22 protein-coding genes are annotated in these 26,612 nt (G+C 62.1%); 11 read left to right on the forward strand and 11 right to left on the reverse strand.

The genetic code is table 11. From position 1 onward, the window contains the following. The first annotated feature begins 442 nt into the window (after positions 1-442). Positions 443-682 carry a hypothetical protein gene (locus ELH03_RS31965; RefSeq protein WP_128400762.1) on the forward strand — a complete coding sequence of 80 codons (240 nt, stop codon included), beginning with the start codon at positions 443-445 and terminating at the stop codon, positions 680-682. Between the two features lie 30 nt (positions 683-712). Here the strand turns inward: ELH03_RS31965 and ELH03_RS31970 are convergent, their stop codons facing one another. Beyond that, positions 713-1,606 carry a LysR family transcriptional regulator gene (locus ELH03_RS31970; protein WP_128400763.1) on the reverse strand — a complete coding sequence of 298 codons (894 nt, stop codon included), beginning with the start codon at positions 1,604-1,606 and terminating at the stop codon, positions 713-715. Positions 1,607-1,720: 114 nt separating this feature from the next. Here ELH03_RS31970 and ELH03_RS31975 point away from each other — a divergent pair, with 114 nt between their 5' ends. Continuing rightward, entirely contained in the window at positions 1,721-2,353 is a 633-nt protein-coding gene (locus ELH03_RS31975) for a DsbA family protein (protein WP_128400764.1), read from the forward strand. Here the strand turns inward: ELH03_RS31975 and ELH03_RS37625 are convergent. Next, positions 2,341-2,478 carry a hypothetical protein gene (locus tag ELH03_RS37625; protein ID WP_165420545.1) on the reverse strand — a complete coding sequence of 46 codons (138 nt, stop codon included), beginning with the start codon at positions 2,476-2,478 and terminating at the stop codon, positions 2,341-2,343. The two genes, ELH03_RS31975 and ELH03_RS37625, sit on opposite strands and share 13 nt — an antisense overlap. On the opposite strand from ELH03_RS37625, the gene ELH03_RS31980 reads away from it, so the two are divergent. Next, a complete protein-coding gene (locus ELH03_RS31980; protein WP_164902034.1) occupies positions 2,456-3,358 on the forward strand; it encodes an MBL fold metallo-hydrolase in 903 nt (300 codons plus the stop codon). The genes ELH03_RS37625 and ELH03_RS31980 overlap by 23 nt on opposite strands. Before the next feature lie 106 nt (positions 3,359-3,464). Here ELH03_RS31980 and ELH03_RS31985 read toward each other — a convergent pair whose 3' ends face one another. After that, on the reverse strand, positions 3,465-7,988 hold the full coding sequence (locus ELH03_RS31985) for an autotransporter outer membrane beta-barrel domain-containing protein (RefSeq protein ID WP_165420550.1): 4,524 nt from the start codon (positions 7,986-7,988) through the stop codon (positions 3,465-3,467). Between the two features lie 997 nt (positions 7,989-8,985). Between ELH03_RS31985 and ELH03_RS31995 the strand changes: the two genes are divergently transcribed. Then, positions 8,986-9,228 carry a type II toxin-antitoxin system ParD family antitoxin gene (locus ELH03_RS31995; protein WP_128400766.1) on the forward strand — a complete coding sequence of 81 codons (243 nt, stop codon included), beginning with the start codon at positions 8,986-8,988 and terminating at the stop codon, positions 9,226-9,228. Next, the gene (locus ELH03_RS32000) at positions 9,225-9,518 is read left to right on the forward strand and encodes a type II toxin-antitoxin system RelE/ParE family toxin (protein WP_128400767.1); all 294 of its coding nucleotides are present in this window, start codon (positions 9,225-9,227) and stop codon (positions 9,516-9,518) included. The genes ELH03_RS31995 and ELH03_RS32000 overlap by 4 nt, the downstream gene beginning before the upstream one ends. A 384-nt stretch (positions 9,519-9,902) precedes the next feature. Here ELH03_RS32000 and lpdA read toward each other — a convergent pair whose 3' ends face one another. From lpdA to ELH03_RS32035, 7 genes are all read right to left on the reverse strand, one after another. Continuing rightward, positions 9,903-11,300, reverse strand: a complete 1,398-nt coding sequence (gene lpdA, locus ELH03_RS32005; protein ID WP_130767358.1) for a dihydrolipoyl dehydrogenase — start codon at positions 11,298-11,300, stop codon at positions 9,903-9,905. Between the two features lie 5 nt (positions 11,301-11,305). Beyond that, complete coding sequence (locus ELH03_RS32010; RefSeq protein ID WP_128411066.1) at positions 11,306-12,553, reverse strand: dihydrolipoamide acetyltransferase family protein; 1,248 nt, start codon at positions 12,551-12,553, stop codon at positions 11,306-11,308. 3 nt (positions 12,554-12,556) lie between these two features. Then, positions 12,557-13,570: an alpha-ketoacid dehydrogenase subunit beta gene (locus tag ELH03_RS32015; RefSeq protein ID WP_128411067.1), complete on the reverse strand. Its 1,014-nt coding sequence runs from the start codon at positions 13,568-13,570 to the stop codon at positions 12,557-12,559. A gap of 1 nt (position 13,571) precedes the next feature. Continuing rightward, complete coding sequence (locus tag ELH03_RS32020) at positions 13,572-14,804, reverse strand: 3-methyl-2-oxobutanoate dehydrogenase (2-methylpropanoyl-transferring) subunit alpha (RefSeq protein WP_128411068.1); 1,233 nt, start codon at positions 14,802-14,804, stop codon at positions 13,572-13,574. Positions 14,805-14,868: 64 nt separating this feature from the next. After that, on the reverse strand, positions 14,869-15,996 hold the full coding sequence (locus tag ELH03_RS32025; RefSeq protein WP_130767359.1) for an acyl-CoA dehydrogenase family protein: 1,128 nt from the start codon (positions 15,994-15,996) through the stop codon (positions 14,869-14,871). Positions 15,997-16,012: 16 nt separating this feature from the next. Then, positions 16,013-17,200, reverse strand: coding sequence for an acetyl-CoA C-acyltransferase (locus ELH03_RS32030; protein ID WP_128411070.1), 1,188 nt, complete (start codon positions 17,198-17,200; stop codon positions 16,013-16,015). Positions 17,201-17,223: 23 nt separating this feature from the next. Beyond that, positions 17,224-17,991 carry a 3-hydroxyacyl-CoA dehydrogenase gene (locus tag ELH03_RS32035; protein WP_130767360.1) on the reverse strand — a complete coding sequence of 256 codons (768 nt, stop codon included), beginning with the start codon at positions 17,989-17,991 and terminating at the stop codon, positions 17,224-17,226. 81 nt (positions 17,992-18,072) lie between these two features. Here ELH03_RS32035 and ELH03_RS32040 point away from each other — a divergent pair, with 81 nt between their 5' ends. From ELH03_RS32040 to ELH03_RS32065, 6 genes are read left to right on the forward strand one after another with little or no spacing between them, the layout of a single operon-like run. Continuing rightward, positions 18,073-19,158: an AraC family transcriptional regulator gene (locus ELH03_RS32040; RefSeq protein WP_128411113.1), complete on the forward strand. Its 1,086-nt coding sequence runs from the start codon at positions 18,073-18,075 to the stop codon at positions 19,156-19,158. A gap of 43 nt (positions 19,159-19,201) precedes the next feature. Next, entirely contained in the window at positions 19,202-20,347 is a 1,146-nt protein-coding gene (locus ELH03_RS32045) for an isovaleryl-CoA dehydrogenase (protein WP_130767361.1), read from the forward strand. Next, positions 20,344-21,954 (forward strand): carboxyl transferase domain-containing protein, encoded by a 1,611-nt coding sequence (locus ELH03_RS32050; protein WP_130767362.1) that lies wholly within the window; start codon positions 20,344-20,346, stop codon positions 21,952-21,954. The genes ELH03_RS32045 and ELH03_RS32050 overlap by 4 nt, the downstream gene beginning before the upstream one ends. A 7-nt stretch (positions 21,955-21,961) precedes the next feature. Beyond that, positions 21,962-23,827 (forward strand): acetyl/propionyl/methylcrotonyl-CoA carboxylase subunit alpha, encoded by a 1,866-nt coding sequence (locus ELH03_RS32055; RefSeq protein WP_128405259.1) that lies wholly within the window; start codon positions 21,962-21,964, stop codon positions 23,825-23,827. Then, entirely contained in the window at positions 23,827-24,279 is a 453-nt protein-coding gene (locus tag ELH03_RS32060) for a MaoC family dehydratase (RefSeq protein WP_128405258.1), read from the forward strand. Before ELH03_RS32055 ends, ELH03_RS32060 begins: the two co-directional genes overlap by 1 nt. After that, positions 24,276-25,112 carry an HpcH/HpaI aldolase/citrate lyase family protein gene (locus tag ELH03_RS32065; RefSeq protein WP_128405257.1) on the forward strand — a complete coding sequence of 279 codons (837 nt, stop codon included), beginning with the start codon at positions 24,276-24,278 and terminating at the stop codon, positions 25,110-25,112. The genes ELH03_RS32060 and ELH03_RS32065 overlap by 4 nt, the downstream gene beginning before the upstream one ends. Positions 25,113-25,146: 34 nt before the next feature. On the opposite strand, the gene ELH03_RS32070 is transcribed toward ELH03_RS32065, so the two are convergent. Further along, positions 25,147-26,601: an efflux transporter outer membrane subunit gene (locus ELH03_RS32070; protein ID WP_128411074.1), complete on the reverse strand. Its 1,455-nt coding sequence runs from the start codon at positions 26,599-26,601 to the stop codon at positions 25,147-25,149. Positions 26,602-26,612 lie beyond the last annotated feature (11 nt).

The following is a 26,612-nucleotide window of genomic DNA, read 5'->3' on the forward strand; positions in this document are numbered from 1 at the left end:
AGCGGCATGGCGCCGGATCCATGGGACAAAGGAGGCGACCTCGAGATCACCAACAATCGTCATCCGCTGCAGGAGGTGGCTCTTATCTTGTCCCATGCTCGCCCTTGCTTTCCGACACCATAGCGCCTGAAGGAATTTGGGGAAGGGGTCATTGTCAAGGCGAGAATATGGCGTCGGAGTTTGCTTTGCAAAGCCCTGCATGGCCTGACAGTTCGCTTCAACGTCAGCTGGCGTGTGCTGCCCAAGATGAGTCGATTCAGATCTGGCCATCAAGATCCGCCATATGATGGTCTTTAAGGGGGCGCGCATAACACGCCTCAACACGCCGCCTGGTCCTGCACTGGAGATATCTTTCTCCGTATCGCCTTGCCCGTTGGCAGCAGCGCTTTCAGCTTCGACATCTGGGTGCTACACGGCGACGTTTGTATTTAAAGGAAATATCATGAAAAGACTGGTTCGCCTGCTGCTGACGATCGCTCTTGCCGTTGTCGTTCTTACCGGTTTCCGCTGGTATCGCTATGTGACCAACAGCGACAGCCCCTATGATGAAATCGGAATCACGCTCAACAATTCCATGCCCGGCCCAATCAACAGCTGGGGCTGCGCCAAGCTCAAAAACACCTTTGCCAATTCCTTGCCGCCCTACGGCTGTGGCGCCGGCGACGCGACGCAGTGGAAGTAAACAACTGCAGGGCTGCGCCGATGGCGCAGCCTAGTCGCGCGAGCGGCCCCCCGTCAGCATTGCGACAAAAGCCGTGACTTTGGGTGTGCGGAACCGAGCTGCCGGATAGACGACATAGATTCCTCCGGCCGGCAGGCTCCAGTCCGGCAACAATCTTGTCAGTCGGCCAGCGTCTATATGCTCTTCAGCCAGAAAATCCGGCAGCACGGATATGCCTGCCCCCGCAAGCGTGGCCGCGAGAACCGCAGGCGTCGAATTGCTCATGAGGTTCTGTTGCATCCGCACGGTCCGCCTGTCGAAATCGCCTTGGATAAACCTCCAGACCACCGGCTCCTTGAGGGCCAGATTGGCGATAAACGGCTGGCCCGCCGCATCCTCTGGACTGTTCAAACTGAGCGTGGCGGAGAAGCTGGGAGACGCAACAAGAAGCTGCCGGAACGAACCGATCCGTCTCGCTTGATGACTGGAATCATCGAGCCAACCAACACGGATCGACAGATCGATCTGATTGGCGAGCAGATCCATCTTCGTATCGGCGAGCAGAAGCTCGACCCTGCAAGCGGGGTACTTCCGGATAAAGGATGCAGCAATCGGAGCGATCGTGCTCGCACCATAATCATTGGGCGCAGCAATGCGTAGCATGCCTGTCGGCTCGGCATTTGCGCGGGTGATTTCACCGACCGCGTCCTCGGCTTCGCGGAAAATCAAGACGCAGCGCGCGTAGAGAAGCTTGCCGGCCTCAGTCGGCTCGACGCGTCGTGTTGTTCGGAGGAGCAAGCTGGTTTTCAACTCAGCTTCCAGCCGCGCAACCTGCTGGCTGACGACCGTCTTCGTGATCGCGAGGCGCTCGGCAGCTTTCGTGAACGAGCCGGTATCGACGACGGCTGCGAAATAGGCCAGCCGATTGAGGTTGACAGCCTCCATAACCTTCTTCCATTTGATTGTAAGTTTTTGGCATACATTCTGTCATATTTAACAATATTTATCACTCAATAGAAGTGCCCTATCTGTTGTCCATCGCTTCAAGGATGGTCCGATATGCATCTTACCTATCTCTACGATCCGCTTTGCGGCTGGTGCTATGGTGCGGCGCCCGCGCTCGACAAAATGGCCAAGCTTGACAATCTCACCGTCGAGCTTGCGCCCACCGGGCTCTTCGCGGGCGAAGGCGCGCGTCCGGTGGATGAACGTTTCGCAGCCTATGCCTGGCATAATGACCAGCGGATCAACCGGCTCACGGGACAGGTCTTCAGCCAGCTCTATCGCGATCAGGTTCTCGCGGGCGCAGCCAGTATGTTCGACTCCGCCCCTGCGACGCTCGGAATCATTGCGGTCGGGCTAAGGCAACGCGGCAAAGAGCGCGAAGCTCTGAAGGCACTTCAAATCGCCCGTTATGTTGACGGCCGCAACACCTCGGAGATCGCTGTCGTGGCCGACGTTCTCGATCAGGCCGGCTTTGCCGATTCCGCCGCTCGTGTCCGGGCTCCGGACGAGGCTCTGCTCGAAATCTATCGCAACAGGATCGGGAAGTCCCGCCAACTCATGGCTGCATTCCGGATGGATGGTGTCCCCGCGCTTTTGGTCAGCGACGGCGATAAGCGCCGCGTGGTGCGCGGCGATGCCTTGTTCGGCGGCTTTGACCGACTTGCTGCCGAGCTTCAGGCGGCGTGATCGTTCATTTTCAGCAGACCGTTCCATGAACTACCGACAAAGCCTGCCGGGTCAACACTGACGGCAGCAGAAAATCGAAACTGGCGATCATCGGAGACAACCATGTATTCAAGGAGAGAAATCATGAAAACCACCCTCGCAGCCGGCGCCGTTGCCGTTTTTGCGCCTGCCGGTCTCGGCAACGCGGCCGGATCAAAGCTGGCCTGGAAGCACTTCCCCGCCGGTCAGAATGGCTTCTTTCGCGCTCCGGTGCTGCTGACCGGCCCCAGCGAAGCGTTGCTGATCGATGGCGGGTTCAGCTATCCCGACGGCCGTGCCCTGGCGGAGGCCATCAAGGCCACCGGCAAGACGCTGACCGTGATTTATATCAGCCAGTCCGATCCGGACTATTACTTCAGCCTCAAGCCGGTCCTCGAAGCCTTTCCCGGCACAAAAGTGCTGGCCGCTTCCGATACGATTGCAGCGATCAAGGGCAACGTCGAGAAAAAGCTTGCCGTTTGGGGGCCGCAGCTCAAGGAGAACGGCCCGCAGACCCTTGCAGACATCGTCATGCCGGAAGCCTTCGACGCTCCAAGCCTCACAGTCGATGGTGAAACCGTCGAGATTGTCGCGGCCGAAGCAGGGTTAAGCAATCGCCGGTACCTGTTCGTGCCGTCGTTGAACGCTGTTTTCGGGGGCGTCATGATTTTCTCCGGCGTCCACGTGTGGACGGCCGACACCCAGGCTCCGGAACAGCGTGCCGCTTGGGTGGCCACCCTCGACAAGATCAGCGCCCGAAAGCCAACGATTGTCGTTCCCGGCCACATGATGCCGGAAGCGGCAACCGATCTGTCCGCCGTCGCATACACGAAGAGTTATCTGCTCGCTTTCGAGGAAGAACTCGCCAAGGCCGCCGATTCCGCGGCGCTGAAGGCCGCCATGGAAGCCCGCTTCCCCGGTCTCGGCATGGGCGTTGCGCTCGACATCGGCTCCAAGGTTGCCAAGGGAGAAATGAAGTGGGGCTGAACGGCCGATCTTCAAACTGATCCGAAGGGCCTGGGATGGCCCGGTGAAATTCAGTCCTCACCGGGCGCAATTCTTGAAAGGCACATTTCTGGGATGGATCAGGCGCTCAGAACCTGACCCTGAACCCCGCCGTGCCAGTTACATGATAGCTGTCGCCAAAATTGCCCAGGCTGGTATTGACTGTCATTTCGGTGTGGAGTGCGTATTTGTCGTCGGCCCAGCTATAGCTGCCGCCGACGCCGACGCCGCCCCAAAGCGGCTCTTCCTCGCTGGTGAGTTTTACCCCGGCGAGATCCGTCTGCGCGCCGGAGAGGAGCTCATAGTGGATATTGGCGATGCCATAGGCATGTAAGCGGCTGGTTTGACCGGAGGCGTCGGTCAAGGCGGTCTGGTAGTCGGCGGAGATACCCAATCGCCCCTTAAGGCTATCGCCGTCTAGCAGCGACACGGAGGCTCCGAAGGCATCGGTGAAATTTTCATAGTCGACTGCTGAATGGACCAATTGCACCTGGGGAGTGATCGACCAATTGGCCCCGAGCGCGATCTCCTGGCCCATTTCCAATCCCAATGCATAGCCAAAGCCATCTATGCCCGAGGCGAGGCTCGTGGCCGCGGTCGTCGACGACAGGTCGCTGTCGTACCAAGTCAGATTGGCCTGCGCATCGAGATAGAAGCCAGTTTCGGCCTGCCATGTCAGCGTCGCACCCACACCATAGCCGGTCGCACTAATGCTGCCGGCCCCATACGGGGAGGTGATGTCGGCCGCAAGCGTGCCATGACGCGCCCAAACGCCGCCGGTCAGTTGGCCGGCCGTCCCGTCATCGAGCAGCCCATCGGCTCCTGCCTGGAGCTGCCAGATGTCGACATCAAAGGCCGCGTCGGTCGTCGACGTTTTGGGGTCGATGCGTAGATGGCTACCAGTAATCCGGCCCCAGATGCCGCTTCGTGACGCGGCCGCGTCAGGCAGGGTGCCGTTATCGACGACGTCGCTCGTCCAGGACCGGTTGCCGACGCGCTGGCGCATTGTCTCGAGGCTATTGAAACTCTGCAATACATTGGCATAGGCCTCGTAGACGGGGGCGCCTGGCTGGTAAAGCGGCACAGTTGGGATGCCCGGGATCGAGGGATCAAGCTGCGCCGAACGCAGATACCAGTCGCCATCGGCCGGCGTGCTGACGCCATCCTTGTAGAGTCGATAACCATAGGCACCAGCCACGACGGCCTGTTCGCCCTCGAATACATAGCTGCCCAAGAGCGCGAAGGTGCCATTCGATGCTCCGCCGATATCAACGATCTTGATGCCTTCAATGGTCGGGGCGCCGATGCCGCCAAGGTTGATGACGTCGACGCTGGTAACACCGGCCGTATCGCCGGTGACGATCAGCCTGTCGGCCGGCGAACTGTCGCCGCCCAGCACGGCTTCGATTTCCAGATTGCCACCTGTGCCGATGTAGTTGCCGTTGATGATCAGCGTACCGATAGAATTGCCGGGTGCGATCAAGCCGCCGGCTTCATTGGTTGTCGTGCCGACCGTGCCGTTTCCCATCAGGGTGCCGCCACTGGCGGTCAATGTGCCGCCCAATTGACCATTCACGGACAATATGCCCGCAGAGATGCGGGTCTGTCCTACGAATGACGAACTGTTCGCCGTCAGCGTGGTCATGCCGGTCCCCAGCTGACGGATTTGGCCAATGCCGGAGATGACGCCATTGAAACTCATGGCGTCCGACCGGCCAAAGGCGAGAATGCCGGCATTGCTGACATTGCCGGCCAGGCTGCCCGACGTGCCGCCATTGCCGATCTGCAAAGCACCAGAGTTGATGATGCTGCCGCCCGTAACGGTATTGGCTCCAGTCAGTACTGTGGTGCCCAAGCCGCGTTGCACCAGGCTGCCGACACCGCTTGTGGCGCCGGCAAAGATCGAATCGTCCGAGCGATCGAAGGCGAGAACGCCGGCATTGGCGACATTGCCTGCCAGGCTGCCGGTTGTGCCGCCATTGCCGACCTGCACGGTGCCGGCGTTGATCGTCGTACCGCCCGTATGGGAGGCGGCGCCGGCAATGATCAACGTGCCGCTCCCAGCTTTGTCGAAACTGCCGGCGCCCGAAACGGCACCGTTTAAAGTCAGCGTCGTGCCGGCATCGGTCAGCAATCCGCCGCTGCTGGACATGGCGAGCGTGCGGGCTGTGGCGATATCGGCAGTCGTGCGCAACGTGCCTCCGTCAAGCACAAGGTTGCCGGAGGCAGCGCCGAGATTGAGGTCGTCCGCGATGGTCAGGGTGCCGCCCTCGATCGCCGTTCCCCCAGTATAGCTGTTGGTGCCGCCCAAGACCAAGGTGCCGAGATCGGTCTTGACCAGTTGCGACGCGCCGGTGAGTTCGGAGTCGATGGTTGCACTGATGGCTGCGCCGCCAACAGTGCCGTCGCCGACGCGAATGATGGACGAGGGGGAGCCCGACAGGATGATCACCCCGCCAACGAGCTGATAGCCATCAGTGGCGAACTGCATGCCAGAACTATCGACGGCTCCAAGGCTGTTGTCGACCGTCACTGTGCCTGGCGTGCCGGCGAAGATCGCGAAGCTTGCATCCTGGTAAGATCCGTTAAGCGCGCCAGTGCCCTCCGTCCAGTTGTCATTGCCCGCGGAGGACTGCCAAGTGCCGGTCCCGCCATCCACCACGCCGTTGTTCCTGGGTATGGTAGTGCCGTCCCAATAACTCAGCGTCAGGCCTTGCGTGTTGACTAAGTTGACCTGATTGGCAATCGAGGTCTGCACGTACGAGCCAGGAGCTGGGATCGTGCCGATCGTCAGGCCGTTATCGGTGAACGTGCCGGTATAACTGATAAGGCGGTAGATGCCGGGATCGAATATGCCCCCCGCCGATGCTGTCACATTGAGCGTGCCGTCGAGCGTGAGATCACCGCCAACTGTGACCAGGTCGTTGAAAGCACCGCCGACCGTATAGGCCTGGCCCAGATCGTAATCGAGTATCGACCCGCTGGAGACGAAGAGATCTCCCAGGATCGCGAGGGTGCCTGGCTCCGTGTCGAGAGCGCCCGGCGATAACGTCGCGCCATCCCCGATCAGGACAGTGCCGCCAATCATGCCGTTGCCGCCCAGCGTCGCACTGGCATCGACAGAGATTTCACTTGTAGCAGCGCCAAACGTGCCGACGGTATTGTTGACAAGGAGCCCGCCGGCGGTGACCGTAAGGGCGCCGGTAAAGGTGGAACTATCGCCGCTGACGGTCAGGTCGGCCGCACCATTCTTGATAAAACCGCCAGTTCCGGTGAACACACCGGCATAGGTCTGGGCAAGCGATTGGGCGATCGTCAGATCGGCGTCCAGATTAATGGTTCCGCCAGTCCCCGATAAGTTTGCCTTGGCCTGTGCGACGTCGATATCCAGAGTGCCGCCATTGACGACGAGCGCCCCGGTCGAGGCGCCAAGCGCGCCGACTGATGCTGCGCGCAATTGGCCCGAATTGACGGTGGTCGTGCCGCCATAGGTGTTTGCGCCGGTGAGCGTGATCAGGGCCGTGCCCGTCTTGGTGATCGAGCCGCTTCCCAAGATAGTGTTGGCCACGGTTGTATCGACGCTCGACTGATCGAAATCCAGACCGCCCGTGACCGAGAGGGCGCCGATCAAACCGGAGGTCGCATTGGCAAAGGTGAGGCTATTGGCTCCGCCGGTAAAGGTGATCGCATTGGCCCCGGCACCGGCTGTGACCAGACCGGCCCCACCCATGGTAATCGCAAGGTTCTGGCCGACGATGCCGGTCCCACTGGGGCCTGCGGCTCCCAAAGAAAAGCCTAGGCCACCGGCGCCGCCGATGCCTCCGGTGATGCCCGCCCCGATGGTCAATGTCGTGGTGCCTCCACCACTGACCAGCAAGCCGATGCCGCCATCTCCGCCTGCCCCGCCAACGATGCCCGCGCCACCAGCGCCCCCGGCTCCGCCCGTAATGCCAGCATTGATGATAAAAGACTGGGCGGTGCCGCCGATGAGAGAAAGACCGACGCCGCCATCGCCGGCGCCCCCGCCGAAAGCGTTCACAGACGCGCCGCCCACGCCACCCGCGCCACCGGTAACCCCGACGCCGAGCGTTCCAACGGCTCCCGTGTTGACAGCTCCAAAGCCGCCCGCGCCGCCGCCACCGCCACCGCCGCTTCCTGGAGCCGCCCCACCGGCTCCTCCAACGCCGCCCGTTGCTCCTATTATGGGCAATGCCGGGTCGACAAAACCATGCGCGCCGCCACCACCGCCACCACCACCGCCGTTGACAGCACCGACTGTGCCGACCGCCCCGACCGCTCCCGCGCTGGCGGCGCCTGCGCCGCCCAAACCGCCCGAGCTTGGAGTTGAGTCGCCACCAGTGCCACCAGTGCCCCCGCTGGTTCCGGCGCCGCCCCCGCCGCCGCCAGCACCACCGAAGCTGTTGTCGGTACCATCGCCTCCGAGGCCGCCTGTTGTGCCATTGTTGCTCGCGCCGGCCGTTCCACCCGGACCACCGGCGTTCCCGCCTGCACCAGCTTCGGCCCACACGGCCGTTGCCGTCAGAGCGCCGACCAGCGCTATCGACGAGACCGTCATCAGCAGCTTGGTGGTAAGCGATTTCACCAGAGCCATAGATGTCGTAATCCCAGCCGAGTGGTCAGGAACAACCTTCCAAGCATGCGCTGGAAATTTGGGGTTCCGACCGACTTCAGGCCGGAATGGGCGTGACGTGGTGATCGCAAGAGCTCCGCACGCCGTGACATCGGCAGCGTTTCGATTGGCACAGTTGATATATTTGTCGATGGCGGCTGACTCCTTAGATGGGAAGGTCGAGCCTCGATTGTGGATGTGTGATTGTCAGACCCGTACGAACTAGCCGCGAGAACCGTCAGCATATCTTGGTGACCTGAATCCCAAAAAATGCAGAAAGTTCTGGAGGGACATGAATCCACGAAGCGAGCGAGATGTAGTCATGTAGTCAGGTAGATCGTCGGCAAAATGCGTAAGCCGAACCACCCATCTGAACGAAGCGGTCAAATGGAGTTTCGGTATCTCCCTGGACCGGCGACGTTCCGGTCTTGCCATCCCCGCCGAAGAGACCGATCTCGACTGTCGAACCGGCTTCTTTGCTTGCCACAACCGATCCGAGGCCCGCCTCGAGAAAATGGACGAAGCCGATTTGGTGATGCGCCGTCTCAAGCTGGTGAAGTCTGAGCTGAGTTCTCTCCAGATTTGGTGCAAGCAGGCGCCGATCTCAGGAGCGAGAGCAGATAACAAATGTTTGTTGGATAAACTCAGATTCTGGCAGGTCATCGCGCTCTCAGGGGCGAAAGCACGATGATCTTCCAAACGTCAGCCCCCTTACGTGGCTGCCCTCGCATATGACGATGCGCTTATAAATTGCGCCTGGCAACAACTTTTGTGAGAAAGATTGAAAGTATGCGACTTATCGTTGTCTCCCGACTTTCATGTTTTGGTACTTTGGCCGCCCAGCACGGCGAGGTGATTGACCTGCTAAGTCATTGAAGTTGATGCTATCGAGATGAACTGGTCCGCGCATCTCAAGGCTTTCGAGCCTTTGACAAACTTTGCCAAAATCGGTTATATTGCCTTCAAATGGAGGTTATCAATGGCCACGATGAACGTATCTCTTCCAGGCCCGATGAAGGATTGGGTGGAGGCCCAGGCCAGGACCGGGCGATATTCTAATGCTAGCGACTACGTGCGCGACCTGATCCGACGCGACCAGACGCGAAACGACAAGATCGCCGCCATGCAAAGCTTCGTCGAGGCCGGGCTCCAAAGTGGTGTCGGCATCCGATCAAAGGATGAACTCTTTGCTGAGGCGATAGCTCGTGCCAGCAAGTCATGAGTTTTAAGCTTTCTGCCGATGCGGAAGAGGACATTATTGCGATCGCCGAGCAAGGTGTCCGTATGTTCGGGGCAGGTCAGGCAAAGCGATACCACGATGAACTTTTCGCGTTATTTGATCTGATAGCTGTCAATCCACGCATCGCGCGCGAACGGGATGAGATTGATCCGCCTGTTAGAATTCATCCCTTCAAAGCGCATCTAGTCGTTTATCGGATCGAAGATGATGAGACAATTTTTGTAATACGAATTCGCCACGCCCATGAAGATTGGGCAACTGATTCAATTTAGCGCGCCTCGGATGGAGCTGTGGGATTTGGTGTGTCTCAGGTTCGAATCGGTTCATGGCGATCAATACCTCCCGGGTTTCATTCTTGGACTTAAGCTCAGGGAGAACTTGCCGACGAGACGAGGATACTCCTCCAGTTGATCGATCAGTTCCAGCTGCGCGAGACGAGTGCCCCCGCATCGGACGACGGCAGCAGCATAGGGCGGCATTCCAGCCCCCTAGTTCCATAATGTTGATTATGCCAGATTTACACGTAAAGCGGGTAAATTATACATATGGCAACCAATAGAGAGGCGCCTTGTCGCTTGGTCGACATGGATGAATCAAACAAGATCCTTCGCCCGAGCACGACGCCTTCCCGGATTTTCACCGGACCCGGGCGTAACTCAAATATGCAGGGCGCTTCCCAAAGCTTTTAGCGCCGCCTCCATGACAGCTTCGCCGCGGGTCGGATGCGCGTGGATGGTGCCGGCGATATCTTCCAAGCGTGCACCCATCTCGATGGCCAGCGCAAAAGCTGCCGAGAGCTCGGAGACTCCGGCTCCCACCGCCTGCAGGCCGAGCACGAGATTGGTGTCGGCGCGGGCCACGACGCGCACAAAGCCCTCTTCGGATAGCATCGTCATCGCCCGCCCGTTGGCGCTGAACGGAAACTGGCCGATGCGAATCTCATAACCTTGCGCCTGCGCTTCCGCCGGCGACAGGCCGGCGCTGATGATCTCCGGATCGGTGAAGCAGATGGCGGGAATGCATCTTTTGTCCCAGGCCCGCTTCTTCCCGGCGATGATTTCCGCCACCATCTCCCCTTGCGCCATGGCCCGATGGGCGAGCATCGGCTCGCCGGTCACGTCGCCGATCGCATAGATGCCGCGCATCGACGTGCGGCAACGATCGTCGATCCTCAGATAAGGGCCAGCACGATCGAGATCGAGCTCTTCGAGACCGGATCCTGCGGTTCTTGGGCGGCGGCCGACGGTGACGAGAATGCGGTCCGCCGGCAGGGACTGCTGGCGGCCATCAGCCGTTTCGACGATTAACGCCTCGCCATTGTCGGCAAGGCCGATCGCCTTCGCACCCGTCAACACCCGGATACCGCCTTCGGTCAGCTTGCGCATGACGGGCCGCACCAGCTCGGCATCATATTGCGGCAGCACCTGTGGCGTCGCCTCGACGATCGTCACATCGGACCCCATTTTGCAAAAGGCGGTCCCGAGCTCCAGCCCGATATAACCGCCGCCGACCACGACGAGCTTTTTCGGCAGCTCCGTCAGCGACAGCGCCTCCGTCGAGGAAATCACCCGGTGGCCGAAAGGCAGGTTCGCAAGCTCCACCGGATCGGAACCGGTAGCGATCACCACGGTCTCGGCGCGGATGATCTGCTGGCCGGTTTCGGTCTCCACCTCCACCGTCTTGCCGTCGCGGAAATGGGCTCGGCCGTGAACGATCTTGACCCGCGCCTTCTGCAGCAGCCCCGAAACACCGGTCGTCAACCGGCCGACGATCCCGTCCTTCCAGGCAATCGTCCTGCCGAGATCGATCGAGGCGCCTTCGACGCGGATGCCCATCGGGTTTTTTCCGGCAAGCATCTTTTGCGTCGCGTCGAATTCCTCGGCCGCATGGATCAACGCCTTGGAGGGAATGCAGCCGACCGTCAGGCAGGTGCCGCCCGGCTTGCCGGCCTCGACGATAACAGTATCGATGCCGAGCTGCCCGGCGCGAATGGCGCAGACATAACCGCCCGGACCGGCGCCGATGACGAGGAGCTTGCAGACGATCTCTTTCATGGATCTCAGCCTTCGATAAAAATGAGCGCTGGCGTTTCGAGCAGCGTGCGGATGCGCTGCACGAAGTTTGCCGCATCCCAGCCGTCGATGATGCGATGATCGAAGCTGGAGGAGAGGTTCATCATCTTGCGCGGCACGAACTGCGTGCCGTCCCAGACCGGTCGTGTGGCGATCTTGTTGACGCCGACGATCGCCACCTCGGGATGATTGATGATGGGTGTCGAGACGATGCCGCCGAGCGCACCGAGCGAGCTGATGGTGATGGTGGAGCCGGAAAGCTCATCGCGTGTCGCAGTGCCCGAGCGCGCCGCTTCCGCCAGCCGGTTCATCTCGGCGGCGCAATCCCAGATGCCGCGTGCTTCTGCATGCCGCACCACCGGCACGGTCAGACCGGCCGGCGTCTGCGTGGCGATGGCGATATGCACGGCACTATAGCGCGTGATGATGCCGGCATCGTCGTCGAAAGTGGCGTTGACGTCGGGCTGCTCGGAAATGGCCTTGACCAGCGCCCGCATCAGGAAGGGCAGAACCGTCAGCTTCGGATGATCAGGCTTGCGATCGCCATTCATTGTGGCGCGCAACTCCTCAAGCGCGGACATATCCACCTCCTCCACATAGGTGATGTGGGGGATGCGCGAGGCGGAAAGCACCATCTTCTCGGCGATGCGGCGGCGCAGGCCGGTCAGCTTGATCTCCTCGGTCGCCGTCTTCTTGGCAAAACCATTCTTGACCGCCGCGGGAGCGGTTCCAGGGGTTAGGAATTGCTCGATATCCTCGCGCAGGATACGCCCGGCCGGCCCTGTCCCCTGCACCTGCCTGAGATCGACACCGCTTTCCCTGGCGAAGAGCCGCACGGAGGGAGCGGCAAGCGGCTTTTCCGCCGGCGCCGCCGCCGGCACTGGCGCTGGCGCAGGGGCTGGCGCTGCCGGAGCAGGTTTTGCAATCTCGGCTCTGGGCGTTTCGGCAATCGGCGTCTGCGAGATCTGCATGGGCTGAGCCTCGCCAATCTCTCGCGCCGTCTCGATCCGCACCAGCGGGGCCTTGACCGCGATGCGGTCTCCGACCTCGCCGGCAAGCCAGGTGACGATGCCATTGACGGGAGACGGAATTTCCACGGTGGCCTTGTCGGTCATGACGGCGGCGACCACCATATCCTCGCGGACGGGATCTCCCGTCTTCACGTGCCACTCCACAATCTCGGCCTCAGCGACCCCCTCCCCGACATCAGGCATCTTGATGATGAATTCGCCCACGGCTCAGGCCTCCATGACTTCGGCAAGCGCCCGCCCGACACGGCCGGGACCGGGGAAATAGTCCCACTCCTGCGCATGCGGATAGGGCGTGTCCCAGCCGGCAACGCGCACGACCGGCGCTTCGAGATGATAGAAGCAATGTTCCTGCACCAGCGCCGCGACTTCGGCGCCGAAGCCGGATGTCAGGGTTGCCTCATGCACGACGACGCAGCGTCCCGTCTTCGAGACCGATTTGACGATCGTATCGAGATCGAGCGGCAGCAGGCTTCTCAAATCGATCACCTCGGCATCAATGCCGGCATCCTCGGCCGCGGCAAGCGCCACATGCACCATGGTGCCGTAGGCAACGACCGTCACCGCCGATCCCGTGCGCCGCACTTCGGCCTTGCCGATCGGGATGGTGTAATGGCCGTCCGGCACCTCTCCGAGCTCGTGTTTCGACCAGGGCGTCACCGGCCGCTCGTGATGGCCGTCGAAGGGGCCGTTATAGAGCCGCTTCGGCTCCAGGAACATGACCGGGTCGGGATCCTCGATCGCCGCGATCAGCAGGCCTTTGGCGTCATAGGGATTGGAGGGCACGATCACCTTCAGCCCGCAGACATGGGTAAAAAGCGCCTCCGGGCTCTGGCTGTGCGTCTGGCCGCCGAAGATACCGCCGCCTGTCGGCATGCGCACGACGATCGGGCAGGTGAAATCGCCGTTGGAACGGTAGCGGATGCGCGCCGCCTCCTGCGTCAGCTGGTCATAGGCCGGATACATGTAATCGGCGAACTGGATTTCGACACAGGGCTTCAACCCGTAGGCAGCCATGCCGATCGCCGTACCGACGATGCCGGATTCGCTGATCGGCGTATCGAAGCAGCGCGTTCTGCCGTATTTTGCCTGCAGGCCCTGTGTGCTGCGGAAGACACCGCCGAAATAGCCGACATCCTCGCCGAAAACGACGACATTGTCGTCGCGTGCCATCGACACGTCCATGGCGCTGCGCACGGCCTCGATCATCGTCATTCTGGACATGTCAGTACCCCGCCTTCTGCCGCTGGCGGCGGATATGCGGCGGCATCTCGGCATAGACGCCCTCGAAAATGTCACGCACCGAGGGCCTGCCGCCGGCATGCAGCGTGCCATGCGCCTCGGCCTGGCGCTGCGCCTCGATCACCTCGTCCATGATTTCGGCTTCGGCTTGCACATGCCGCTCCTCCGACCAAGCGCCCTTGACGATCAGATGTTTCTTCAGCCGCAGCACGGGATCGCCGAGCGGCCAGGCCTCCGATTCCGTCTTGGGCCGATAGGCGCTCGGATCGTCGGAGGTCGAATGCGCGCCGACGCGATAGGTCACATATTCGATCAGCGTCGGGCCGAGATTGCGCCGCGCGCGCTCGGCCGCCCAGCGGGCGACGGCATGGACGGCGAGGTAGTCGTTTCCGTCGACACGCAGCGCCGGAATGCCGAAGCCAAGGCCCCGCGCCGCGAAAGTGCCGGAACCGCCGCGGGCGATGCCCTGAAAAGTGGAGATCGCCCACTGATTGTTGACGATGTTGAGAATGACCGGCGCCTTGTAGGTCGAAGCGAAGACGAGCGCCGAGTGGAAATCCGATTCCGCCGTCGATCCGTCGCCGATCCAGGCCGCGGCAATGCGGCTGTCGTTCTTGATCGCCGAGGCCATCGCCCAACCGACGGCCTGCACATATTGGGTGGCGAGATTACCCGAGATGGTGAAGAAGCCGTGTTCCTTGGAGGAATACATGATCGGCAATTGCCGGCCGCGCAGGGGATCGCTCTCGTTCGAGTAGATCTGGTTCATCATCTCGACCATCGGATAGTCGTCGGCAATCAGCAGCCCTGCCTGGCGATAGGTCGGGAAATTCATATCTCCCTTCTCGAGCGCCTTGCGAAAGGCGCAACTGACGGCCTCTTCGCCGAGATGCTGCATGTAGAAGGAGGTCTTGCCCTGCCGCTGCGCCATCAGCATGCGGGCGTCGAAGGCGCGCAGCTTCATCATGTTGCGAAGCCCGGTCAGCAACGCCTCATTGGAGAGCGACCCTGCCCAGGGACCGACCGCCTCGCCCTCGCGATTCAAAACACGGATGATGGAATAGGCGAGGTCGCGGATATCTTCGGATGCGACATCCACCTCCGGCCGCGGCACGGAGCCGGCCTTGGCAATCTTGACGTTGGAAAAATCTGGCTGACCACCGGGGCGAACGGCGGGTTCGGGAACATGCAGGCTCAACCGAGCGGAATCCACCATGCTTTTTCTTTCCTCCCTTTGGCGGCCTTTCTCCCCCCTCCGGAAGCAGGGCCGGATGTGGTTCTTATAGATTGCGGGCGATCACCATGCGCTGCACGTCGCTTGTTCCTTCATAGATCTGGCAGATGCGCACATCGCGGTAGATGCGCTCGACCGGATAGTCCGCCATGTAGCCATAACCTCCATGGATCTGGATCGCGTCGGAGCAGACGCGCTCGGCCATCTCGGAGGCAAAGAGCTTCGCCATCGAAGCTTCCGACAGGCAGGGCAGCCCGGCCTCCCTGAGGGACGCGGCATGAAAAACGAGCTGCCGCGCCGCCTCGATCCGCACCGCCATATCGGCAAGGCGGAAGGCAACGGCCTGGTGCTCGAAGATCGGCTTTCCGAAGGCCGTGCGCTCCCTGGCGTAGTCGCGCGCCGCCTCGAAGGCCGCCCGCGCCATGCCGACGGCCTGTGCCGCAATGCCGATCCGTCCGCCCTCGAGATTGGCGAGTGCGATGCGATAGCCCTCACCTTCCGCACCGAGCCTGAGTTCTGCCGGAATGCGCATGCTGTTGAAGGCGATCTGGCAGGTATCGGAGGAATGCAGTCCAAGTTTTTCCTCGACGCGGATCACCTCGTAGCCCGGTGTATCCGTCGGCACGATGAAGGCGGTGATACCCTTCTTTCCGACATCGGGATCGGTAACGGCAAAGACGATGATGACATTGCCGTTCTTGCCCGAGGTGATGAATTGCTTGGAGCCGTCGATCACGTAGTGGTCACCGTCACGCCGCGCCCGGGTCTTCAGGTTCGAGGCATCGGAACCGGCCTGCTGCTCGGTCAGCGCAAAGCCGCCAATCCATTCGCCGCTGGCAAGTTTCGCCAGGAAGCGCTGCCGCTGCTCCTCGGTACCGAATTTCAGGATCGGCACACAGCCGACGGAGCTATGCACGCTCATGATCGTCGAACACGGTCCGTCGCCCGCGGCAATTTCCTCAAGCGCCGCCGCATAGGCAATCACACCCGTATCCGATCCCCCATAGGCTTCCGGCACCAGCATGCCGAGCAGCCCGAGTTCACCCATTTCCTTCAATTCCTCGCGTGGGAAGAGATGCTCCCGGTCGCGTTTGGCTGCCCCCGGCGCCAGCCGGTCGCGGGCAAAATCGCGGGCGAGATCTGAGATTTGCTGCTGGAGGTCGGAAAGGATCATCTGTTCTCTCCCTCTCCTATTGCCGTTCGATGGCAACGGCGGTCGCCTCGCCGCCACCGATGCAGAGCGCGGCCATGCCGCGCTTCAGGTCGTATCGCTCCAGTGCTGCAAGCAGCGTCACCAGGATGCGAGCCCCCGATGCGCCGATCGGATGCCCCAGCGCGCAGGCGCCGCCATGCACGTTCACTTTTTCATGCGGCAGGTTGAGATCGCGCATCGCCGCCATGGCGACGACGGCGAAAGCCTCGTTGATTTCGAACAGATCAACCTCCGACAGCGGCAAGCCGGTGCGATCGGACAGTTTCTGCAACGCGCCGATCGGTGCCGTGGCAAAAAGATTGGGCGCCTGTGAATGCGTGGCATGGCCAAGGATAGTGGCAAGCGGCTTCAGGCCGCGACGCTCTGCCTCGGAGCGGCGCATCAGCACCAGGGCTGCCGCGCCATCGGAGATCGAGCTGGAATTGGCGGCGGTCACCGTGCCGCCCTCGCGGAAGGCGGGCTTCAGCGTCGGGATTTTGTCGAGCTTCGCCTTGCCGGGCTGTTCATCGCGGCTCGCCACCTGCTCGGCTTTACCCGATTTTACCGTGACAGGCACGATTTCGCTTTCGAAACAGCCTTCCGCAATCGCCTTCTGCGCCCGCGTCAGCGAGGCGATGGCGTAATTATCCTGCGCCTCACGTGTGAACTGATAGGCCTCGGCGCAATCCTCTGCGAAGCTGCCCATCAAGCGCCCCTTGTCATAAGCATCCTCCAGCCCGTCGAGGAACATGTGATCCACGACACGCCCATGGCCGAGCCTGTAGCCGCCACGGGCCTTGTCAAGGAGATAGGGCGCATTCGTCATGCTTTCCATGCCACCTGCAACCGCCACAGAAGCGCTGCCGGCGGCGATCAGGTCATGCGCCATCATCACGGCCTTCATGCCTGAGCCGCACATCTTGTTGACGGTGCTCGCCGCGGTGGCGAAGGGCAGGCCGGCATGGATCGCCGCCTGCCGCGCCGGCGCCTGCCCCTGCCCCGCCGGCAGTACACAGCCGAAGACAACCTCCTCGATCGCCTCGGCTTCGACACGGCTCCGCTGCAGCGCCGCGCGGATCGCCGTTGCTCCGAGTTCCGGCGCTGTCGCCTCCTTCAGCTCTCCCTGAAAGCTGCCGATCGGGGTGCGCGCCGCACCGACGATGACGATGGGATCCTGCAATGTCATGTTTCCTCCTCTGGGCAACGCGCTCACCGCGCGCCCATCCGCAATGCGCCGTCGAGGCGGATAACCTCGCCGTTCAGCATGTTGTTTTCCAAGACATGGCGCACCAGCCCGGCAAACTCCGCCGGTCGGCCGAGCCGCGGCGGAAAGGGCACGCTCTTGCCGAGTGCTGCCTGAACCTCGGCCGGCATATCAGCCATCATCGGCGTCTCGAAAATGCCGGGTGCGATCGACACCACGCGAATGCCGTGACGGGCAAGCTCGCGGGCGATCGGCAAGGTCATCGCCGCCACCCCACCCTTGGAGGCGGCGTAAGCTGCCTGACCGATCTGGCCGTCGAAAGCGGCGACCGAGGCCGTATTGACGATGACGCCGCGTTCGCCTTCCGCATCCGGTTCGGCATTCTGGATCGCTGCCGCTGCCAGCCGGATCATGTTGAATGTGCCGATGAGATTGATGCTCACCGTGCGGGCAAAACTCTCCAGCCGGTGCGGCCCGTCGCGGCCGACCACCTTTTCGGCCGGTGCGACGCCTGCGCAATTCACCAATCCGCGCAAGTCGCCGAAGGCTGCGACGGCAGCGGCAACCGCCACCGCCCCTTCCTCGCCATCGCTCACGTCGGCCTTGACGAAACGGGCATCGCTTCCGAATTCCCGGACGATTTCCTGACCGGCTTCCGAGTTGAGATCGGCGATAGTCACCCGTCCGCCCGCCTCCACAAGCATGCGCACTGTTGCAGCGCCGAGGCCGGAACCGCCGCCGGTCACGATGAAACTTGCACCTCGGATCAGCATGGACCTGTTCCTCCTGCCGGCCGCGCCTCCTCCAGGCTCAGCCGAATGACAGGATTCTATTCCGTCGGCCTATTGCAAGCGATGACAGAACTGCTCCATTATTTCGGACAGTTTTGCCATAGAGAGGGCGCGATGGCCGAAATCGAGCGACGCATGATTGCACCGGCCTTTGTCGAGGAGGCTCTCGACAGCCTGCGGCGGCTGGACAAGCCGACAGAGCCTATTCTTGCGCGTGTGGGGCTGCCGCCGCTGGTCGATCAACCGGTGTCGGCCGAAACCTATGGTGCGCTCTGGCTGGCAATCGCCGCCGAGCTCGACGACGAATTCTTCGGTATGGGCGGCCGACCGATGCGCGGCGGCAGCTTCACGCTGCTCTGCCATTGCGTGCTGCATGCGCCAACGCTGGGTCAGGCGCTCCGCCGGGCGCTGCGTTTCCTTGATGTCGTGCTCGACGATCCCAGGGGACGGCTCGTCATCCGCGACGGTCTGGCCGAGGTCGAGCTCACGGATGCCGGCGGCCCGCGTTCAGCCTTCGCCTATCGCACCTACTGGATCATCCTGCACGGCATCACCTGCTGGCTGGTCGGCCGGCGCATTCCGATCCGGCTCGTCGATTTTCGTTGCGCGGAGCCCAAACAAGGCGCCGACTATCGGCTCTTCTTTGGCGCGCCAGTGCGTTTCTCGCAAACCATCAGCCGGCTCGGCTTCGACAGCGCCCTGCTCGACCTGCCGGTGGCGCGCAGCGAACAGGCGCTCAAACAGTTCCTGCGCGGCGCGCCCGCCAATATTCTGGTACGCTATCGCTATGATGCCGGTATCGCCGCCGCCGTCCGCCGGCGCCTGAATCTGGCCACGCCGGCTGCCTGGTCGCGCTTTACCGAGCTTGCCGCCGATATGCGAATGCCGCCCTCCACGCTCCGCCACCGCCTGCACGACGAGGGACAAAGCTATGCCGCCATCAAGGACGACATCCGCCGGGATCTCGCCGTCGAACTGCTGCTGAACACGCCGATGACCATCGGTGAGATTGCCGTGCAGCTCGGCTATTCCGAGCCGAGCGCCTTCTTCCGGGCCTTCCGGAAATGGATGGATAAGAGTCCCGAAACCTTTCGCCGGGAGGAAGCTCTCTCGCAATTGGATGAGCCATCGCAATCAAGGGCACTTTGACCCTGCCGCAACCCGCGCTACATATTTCAGCGGGAGGAGTGCCATGTTTGATTTTTCGCTCGGCGAAACCGCGGACGCGATCCGTGAAACGACGGCGCGGTTTGCCGCCGATCATATTGCTCCGCTGGCGGCGGAGATCGACGAAAGCAACACATTTCCACGCCAGCTCTGGCCTGAGATGGGCGCGCTCGGCCTGCACGGAATCACCGTCGAGGAAGAATTCGGCGGCGCCGGTCTCGGTTATCTCGATCATGTCGTCGCCATGGAAGAGGTTTCGCGCGCCTCGGCCTCCGTGGGGCTCAGTTACGGCGCCCATTCCAATCTCTGCGTCAACCAGATCCGCCGCTGGGCCTCGCCGGAACAAAAGCGCCGCCACCTGCCGAAGCTGATCTCCGGCGAACATGTCGGTTCGCTCGCCATGTCGGAGGTCGGCGCCGGTTCCGATGTCGTCTCCATGCGGTTGCGTGCCGAGAAAAGGGGCGACCGCTATATTCTGAACGGCACCAAGTTCTGGATCACCAACGCGCCGCATGCCGATGTGCTTGTTGTCTATGCCAAGACCGATCCCGCAGCCGGCCCGAAAGGCATTTCCGCCTTCATCATCGAAAAGGGCCTGCCCGGTTTCAGCGTCTCCAAGAAACTCTCCAAGCTCGGCATGCGCGGCAGCGACACGGCCGAACTGGTCTTCGAGGATTGCGCGGTGCCGGCCGAGGCGCTGATGGGCCGGGAGGGAGAAGGCGTGAAGATCCTGATGTCCGGCCTCGACTACGAGCGCGCCGTGCTTGCCGCCGGACCGCTCGGCATCATGCAGGCCTGCCTCGACGTCGTGCTACCCTATGTGCGCGATCGCAAACAGTTCGGCAAAGCGATCGGTGATTTCCAGCTGATGCAGGGCAAGATCGCCGATATGTATGTGGCGCTGAATTCGGCGCGTGCCTATGTCTATTCCGTCGCCCGCGCCTGCGATGCCGGCCGCGCGACGCGCACGGATGCAGCTGCTGCAATCCTCTTTGCCAGCGAAAATGCCGTGAAGGTCTCGCTGGAGGCGATCCAGGCGCTCGGCGGCGCCGGCTATACCAAGGAATGGCCGGTCGAACGCTTTTTGCGCGACGCCAAGCTCTACGATATCGGCGCCGGTACCAACGAGATCCGCCGTTACCTCATCGGCCGGGAGCTCATCGCATCATGACGGTGATTTCGACTGCGATCGACCGCGACAGCGAGACCTTCAAGGCCAATGCCAGCAAGAACAAAGCCCTGATCGACGAGCTCCACGACCGTTCGGCGAAAGCGCGCGAAGGTGGATCGCAGACAGCACGCGAGCGCCATACCGGTAAGGGCAAGCTGCTGCCCCGCGATCGCATCCAGCTTTTGCTCGATGCCGGCAGCCCGTTCCTGGAGATCGGTACGCTGGCGGCCAACGGCATGCATGATGACGAGGCACCGGGCGCCGGCATCATCGCCGGCATCGGCCGCGTTTCCGGCCGCGAGGTGATGATCGTCGCCAATGATGCGACGGTGAAGGGCGGCGCCTATTTCCCGATGACGGTGAAGAAACATCTGCGGGCGCAGGAGATCGCCATGCAGAACCGGTTGCCCTGCCTTTATCTGGTCGATAGCGGCGGCGCCAATCTTCCGCATCAGGCCGAAGTCTTTCCCGACCGCGACCATTTCGGCGCGATCTTCTACAACCAGGCCCAGATGTCGGCCGAAGGCATTCCGCAGATCGCCTGCGTCATGGGAAGCTGCACCGCAGGCGGCGCCTATGTGCCCGCCATGTCCGACGAAACGGTCATCGTGCGCAATCAGGGCACGATCTTCCTGGCTGGTCCGCCGCTGGTGAAGGCCGCGACCGGCGAGATCATCTCGGCCGAAGAGCTCGGCGGCGCCGAAACCCATGGCCGCCGCTCGGGCGTCGTCGATCATGTCGCCGAGAATGATGAACATGCACTGCTGCTCGTTCGCGATATCGCAGCCACTCTCAACAGTGTGAAATCAATCGATATCGACCTCAAGCAGCCACAGCCGCCGAAACTCGATGCCGAGGATCTCTGCGGCCTCATCCCGGATGATGTGCGCTCGCCCTATGATGTGCGCGAGGTCATCGGCCGGATCGTCGATGGTTCGGAACTGCATGAGTTCAAGCCGCTCTACGGCACCACGCTGGTCTGCGGCTTCGCTCGCATATGGGGCATGCCCGTCGCCGTCATCGCCAACAACGGCGTTCTCTTCTCCGAAAGCGCGTTGAAGGGCGCACATTTCATCGAGCTCGCCTGCCAGCGCCGCATACCTTTGCTGTTTCTGCAGAACATTTCCGGCTTCATGGTCGGCGGCCGCTATGAGGCCGGCGGCATCGCCAAGGATGGAGCAAAGCTGGTGACGGCGGTTGCAACATCAACCGTGCCGAAGGTCACCGTCATCATCGGCGGCAGCTTCGGCGCCGGCAATTACGGCATGTGCGGCCGCGCCTATCGCCCGCGCTTCCTCTTCACCTGGCCGAACTGCCGCATCAGTGTGATGGGCGGCGAACAGGCGGCCTCCGTGCTTGCCACCATACGCCGAGACTCCATGGAGGCGCGCGGTGAGAATTGGCCTATTGAAGAGGAGGAAGCCTTTAAGGCGCCGATCCGCGCCGGCTACGAGGCCGAGGGCAACCCCTATTATGCCACCGCCCGCCTCTGGGACGACGGCATCATCGATCCACGCCAAACGCGGGATGTGCTGGGCCTTGCCTTTTCCGCCTGCCTGAACGCGCCGATCCCGAAAGGGCCGCGCTTCGGCCTGTTCAGGATGTGAGGCGCCGATGATGGAAAGTCTTCTCATTGCCAATAGGGGCGAAATCGCCCGCCGCATCATCCGCACCGCCAAGATGCTCGGCATCCGCACCATCGCCATCTATTCCGAAGCCGATGCCGGCCTGCCCTTTGTGAGGGAGGCGGATGAGGCGATCGCCATCGGCCCGCCGCCGGCCCGCGAAAGCTATCTCTCGCAGGAACACATCCTGGAGGCCGCCCGGAAAGCCGGCGCTGCGGCGATCCATCCCGGCTACGGTTTCCTTTCGGAAAATGCCGAGTTTGCCGAAGCGGTGGAAAAGGCCGGGATCATCTGGGTCGGCGCGCCGCCCGCCGCCATCCGTGCGATGGGTCTCAAGGATGCCGCCAAGGAATTGATGCAGGCGGCCGGCGTGCCTGTGACCCCCGGTTATCTCGGGCCGGACCAGAGCGAAGAGAGGCTGGCGGCCGAGGCGGACACCATCGGTTATCCCGTGCTCATCAAGGCCGTTGCCGGCGGCGGCGGCAAGGGCATGCGCCGCGTCGAGCGCGCGCAAGATTTCGCCGAACTTCTCGCCTCCTGCCGCCGTGAAGCGGCCGCCTCCTTCGGCGACGATCGGGTTCTGATCGAACGTTATATCGCCAATCCGCGTCATATCGAGGTGCAGGTCTTCGCCGACATGTTCGGCAATTGCGTTCATCTCTTCGAGCGCGATTGTTCGCTGCAGCGCCGCCACCAGAAGGTCATCGAGGAGGCCCCTGCCCCCGGCCTCGATGCCGCCACCCGCGCGACGATCTGCGATGCGGCGGTGAAAGCCGCAAGAGCGGTGAATTATGTCGGCGCCGGCACCATCGAATTCATCGCCGATGCCTCGGAGGGCCTTCGCGAAGATCGCATCTGGTTCATGGAAATGAATACGCGGCTGCAGGTGGAACACCCCGTCACCGAGGCGATTACTGGCGAGGATCTGGTGCTCTGGCAGCTGAAGGTCGCTAGCGGCGAACCCTTGCCGAAAATGCAGGACGAGATCGCCATGAATGGCTGGGCCTTCGAAGCCCGGCTCTATGCCGAAAATCCTGCCGCCGGCTATCTGCCCTCGACCGGCCGGCTCGAACATCTCAGCCTGCCGGAGTCCGTCCGTGTCGATAGCGGTGTCGAGCAAGGGGATGACATCACCGCCTTCTACGATCCGATGATTGCCAAGGTCATTGCCCATGGGCCGAACCGCGAGGCCGCACTTTCGAAGCTCGCAGCCGCCTGCGCAGGTATCGAGGTCTGGCCGGTCAAATCCAATGCCGGCTTGCTTGCCCGCATCGCCGTCGATCCGGATTTTCGCGCAGCTCGGATCGATACTGGCTTTCTCGACCGCCATGGCGATAGCCTGGTGGCGACGGAGCCGAGCGAAATCGCGATCGACACCGCGGCCACTGTGCTTTCAAGAAATACGGATGGTGATCCCTGGTCCGCGCTTGCCGGGTTCCGCATCGCCGGCGCGGATGACAAGAGGGTGCGCATCCGTATCGGCGAGCACCTCCTTTGGGGGCAATCACGTCGGGAGCTTGAGGCAAATGCCGTCACGATCGGTGAAACGACGGTGCTTTTCGACGCCGGCAATGCCTGGCCGATCAGCCTGCCCGTCGCAAGTGAAGTCGAGGCAAGTCAGGGTGCCGGCGATGGCGCGATTCTGTCACCCATGCCCGGCCTCGTCATTTCGGTGGATGTCGCCGAAGGCGATCGTGTCGCCAAGGGGGACCGCCTGCTGACAGTCGAAGCGATGAAAATGGAACATTCGCTGCGCGCACCCTTCGATGGAATCGTCGAAAAACTGCAGGTTTCCTCGGGTATCAGGGTCTCGGAAAACCAACTCGTCGTCAGCGTTGTGAAGGATCAGGATTGATGGCCGGCCGTTATTTCGACGAGTGGACGGTCGGCGACCGCATCGCCCACGACATCCGTCGCACGGTCACCGAGACCGACAATCTGCTCTTCACGACGCTCTCCCATAATCCGCAGCCGCTGCATCTCGATGCCGACTATGCGGCCGGCACCGAATTCGGCCGGATCGTCGTCAACGGCACCTTCACCTTTGCGCTCACCGTCGGCCTTTCGGTCGGCGACACCACGCTCGGCACGCTCGTCACCAATCTCGGCTATGACAAGGTGACGATGCCAAAGCCGGTCTTCATCGGCGATACGCTGCGGGTGGAAACTGAGGTGATGGAACTGCGTCGCTCGAACTCCCGCCCCGATGCCGGCATCGTCACCTTCCAACACATGACACTGAACCAGCGCGGCGAGATCGTCTGCCAATGCCTGCGCACGGCAATGCTGAAGGTGAAGCCGTCATGAGGCTGCGCTCGCTGCTCTTTGCGCCCGGTGACCGGCCGGAACGTTTCGAAAAGGCGCTCGTCTCAGGCGCCGATGCCGTCATTCTCGACCTGGAAGATTCGGTTGCGCCCCTAAACAAGCCGAAAGCGCGCGAGAGCGTGCACGAGTTCGTGTTGCATCATGCCGGCGAGACCCCTCTTCTGATCCGCATCAATCCCCTCGCCTCGCCAGAATTCGAAGACGACCTTGCCGCTTTGAGCGGCCTTCATCCTTTCGCGATCATGCTGCCGAAGGCCGAGGGTGCCGCCTCGGTGCTGAAGCTCGCGGGCTCTCTTGCATCTGCAATTCCCATCTTGCCGATCGCAACCGAAACGCCATCCGCGATCTTCGAGATCGGCAGCTACCGGGATGTCTCGACCAGCCTCTGCGGCCTGACATGGGGTGCGGAGGATTTGCCCGCCGCGATGGGGGCTACGACCGCGCGGAGGACGGATGGCCGCTATACGCCACCTTACGAGCTTGCCCGCTCGCTCACACTATTCGGCGCCCATGCCGCCGCCGTTCCGGCAATCGACACCGTCTATCCCGATTTCCGCGATCTCAACGGTCTCAGGGCCTATGTCGGCCGCGCCAGGCGCGACGGCTTTTCCGGTATGATGGCCATCCATCCAAGCCAGGTCGAAGTGATCAATCACGCCTTCACGCCGGATGCATCCGAAATCGCCTGGGCCGAGAAAGTCGCCGCTGCCTTCGCCGCCAGGCCCGACGCAGGCGTCATTCAGCTCGACGGACGCATGCTGGACCTGCCGCATCTCAAGCTCGCGATCCGCATCCTGGAGATATCAGGCAGATAGCCAGCGAGGCGCCCGCTTGACCGTCTTCGGCCAATTAGTCTGACTTCGCCGTTCGCTCGGGAGCGTTCTGCCCTTCTTCCATCAGGTAGCCGGCGCCAATGGCGACGTAGAGGTCCACATAGTCCTTGGCAACCTGCTGCACGGTGGCTGCAAGGCTTGCCTGGGCATCGGAGACCGAACGTTGAGCGTCCAGGACGTCAAGCAGCGACGAGGCGCCGTCCTTATAGCTCGTCGTTGAAAGCGCGAGCGATTCCTGCGCCGTTTTCACCTGTCTGCGCAGCGGTTCCAACGTCTGCGTGTCATGGCGAACGGCCGACAGGGCGTTTTCCACTTCTTCGACCCCGTTCAGCACCGCCTCTTTCCAGGCGAGATATTGGGTCTTGGCATCGGATTTTTCGATATCGACATTCGCACGCAATTTGCCGCCGTCGAAGATCGGCAGGCTGAGCGTCGGTCCGAAGGACCAGCTGGTCAAAGTTCCGCCGCTGGCACCGGATGATTTGACCCAGCTCGGCGAGATCGAACCGGATAGCGAGATCGACGGGTAGAGCTGGGCTTCGGCAGCACCGATATCGGCAACGGCCGCCGCCAGCTCGCGTTCAGCCTTGCGGATATCGGGACGGTTGCGGATGAGATCGGCCGGAATGCCAGCTCGAATGTCGCCGCGGAAAACCGGCTGGCCGGCGCTTTTCTGCAGCTCGTCCATCAGCGAGGCCGCCGGCATCCCGAGCAGAGTGGCAATGTGATGGGCCGATTCGGTGAAGCTCTGTTCGAGGCCGGGAATGTCGGACTTTGTCGACTGTACCAGGCCCTCGGCCTGAACGACGTCGAGGCGGGAGGCTGCACCTGCCTTGAGCTGCAGCTCTGTGAGTTCGTAAGTCTGCTGGCGGGATTTCAAGCTCGCCTGTGAAAGCGCGATGCGCTCCTGGTAATAGCGGGCGTCGATATAGCTCTCGACCAGGTCTTTCAGGAAGGTGAGCTTGGCATCGTCGGCCGTTGCGTAGGCGGCCCCAAGCGAGGCGATTGCGCTTTCCCTGGAGCGACGGTACTGGCCAAAGATGTCGAGCAGCCAGGAAAGGCTGGCCTCGCCGCCTGTCGTGTTCGTGGTGCCGATCGTCGTACGCGCAGAACCCTTCTCGCCGGATACGGTGTGCGATGCGCCGACATCGAGGCTGGGCAGGCCACCGGCGCCGGCAACCGTGACATTGGCGGAAGCCGAATTGATGCGCTCGAGCGCCTGCAGCACATCAAGGTTCTCGCTGAGGCCATGAGCTACCAGGCCATCGAGCTGCTTGTCACGATAGGCCGTCCACCACTGCGCCGTCACGACATTGCCATTGCTCCTGGTGCCGCCCTCTTTGAATTTGGCGGGAAGCGGCATCTGTGGGGGAACGTGATCCGGGCCGCTGACGCAGCCTGCCAGCAGAAGCGTGATCGCCGATGCGGCGTAGCGCAGGGATGATATTTTCGTGCAGAGCGACGGACTCACTGGCGAGCTTT

The organism is Rhizobium beringeri (genome assembly GCF_004306515.1).
In the GTDB taxonomy this organism is placed as follows: Bacteria; Pseudomonadota; Alphaproteobacteria; order Rhizobiales; family Rhizobiaceae; genus Rhizobium; species Rhizobium beringeri.

Excerpts from the sequence above, each read along its gene's own strand:
- ELH03_RS31965 (WP_128400762.1), top strand. The coding sequence starts at position 443 with ATGAAAAGACTGGTTCGCCTGCTGCTGACGATCGCTCTTGCCGTTGTC.
- ELH03_RS31970 (WP_128400763.1), bottom strand. The coding sequence starts at position 1,606 with ATGGAGGCTGTCAACCTCAATCGGCTGGCCTATTTCGCAGCCGTCGTC.
- ELH03_RS31975 (WP_128400764.1), top strand. The coding sequence starts at position 1,721 with ATGCATCTTACCTATCTCTACGATCCGCTTTGCGGCTGGTGCTATGGT.
- ELH03_RS31980 (WP_164902034.1), top strand. The coding sequence starts at position 2,456 with ATGTATTCAAGGAGAGAAATCATGAAAACCACCCTCGCAGCCGGCGCC.
- ELH03_RS37625 (WP_165420545.1), bottom strand. The coding sequence starts at position 2,478 with ATGATTTCTCTCCTTGAATACATGGTTGTCTCCGATGATCGCCAGTTT.
- ELH03_RS31985 (WP_165420550.1), bottom strand. The coding sequence starts at position 7,988 with ATGGCTCTGGTGAAATCGCTTACCACCAAGCTGCTGATGACGGTCTCG.
- ELH03_RS31995 (WP_128400766.1), top strand. The coding sequence starts at position 8,986 with ATGGCCACGATGAACGTATCTCTTCCAGGCCCGATGAAGGATTGGGTG.
- ELH03_RS32000 (WP_128400767.1), top strand. The coding sequence starts at position 9,225 with ATGAGTTTTAAGCTTTCTGCCGATGCGGAAGAGGACATTATTGCGATC.
- lpdA (WP_130767358.1), bottom strand. The coding sequence starts at position 11,300 with ATGAAAGAGATCGTCTGCAAGCTCCTCGTCATCGGCGCCGGTCCGGGC.
- ELH03_RS32015 (WP_128411067.1), bottom strand. The coding sequence starts at position 13,570 with ATGTCCAGAATGACGATGATCGAGGCCGTGCGCAGCGCCATGGACGTG.
- ELH03_RS32020 (WP_128411068.1), bottom strand. The coding sequence starts at position 14,804 with ATGGTGGATTCCGCTCGGTTGAGCCTGCATGTTCCCGAACCCGCCGTT.
- ELH03_RS32025 (WP_130767359.1), bottom strand. The coding sequence starts at position 15,996 with ATGATCCTTTCCGACCTCCAGCAGCAAATCTCAGATCTCGCCCGCGAT.
- ELH03_RS32030 (WP_128411070.1), bottom strand. The coding sequence starts at position 17,200 with ATGACATTGCAGGATCCCATCGTCATCGTCGGTGCGGCGCGCACCCCG.
- ELH03_RS32035 (WP_130767360.1), bottom strand. The coding sequence starts at position 17,991 with ATGCTGATCCGAGGTGCAAGTTTCATCGTGACCGGCGGCGGTTCCGGC.
- ELH03_RS32040 (WP_128411113.1), top strand. The coding sequence starts at position 18,073 with ATGACAGAACTGCTCCATTATTTCGGACAGTTTTGCCATAGAGAGGGC.
- ELH03_RS32045 (WP_130767361.1), top strand. The coding sequence starts at position 19,202 with ATGTTTGATTTTTCGCTCGGCGAAACCGCGGACGCGATCCGTGAAACG.
- ELH03_RS32050 (WP_130767362.1), top strand. The coding sequence starts at position 20,344 with ATGACGGTGATTTCGACTGCGATCGACCGCGACAGCGAGACCTTCAAG.
- ELH03_RS32055 (WP_128405259.1), top strand. The coding sequence starts at position 21,962 with ATGATGGAAAGTCTTCTCATTGCCAATAGGGGCGAAATCGCCCGCCGC.
- ELH03_RS32060 (WP_128405258.1), top strand. The coding sequence starts at position 23,827 with ATGGCCGGCCGTTATTTCGACGAGTGGACGGTCGGCGACCGCATCGCC.
- ELH03_RS32065 (WP_128405257.1), top strand. The coding sequence starts at position 24,276 with ATGAGGCTGCGCTCGCTGCTCTTTGCGCCCGGTGACCGGCCGGAACGT.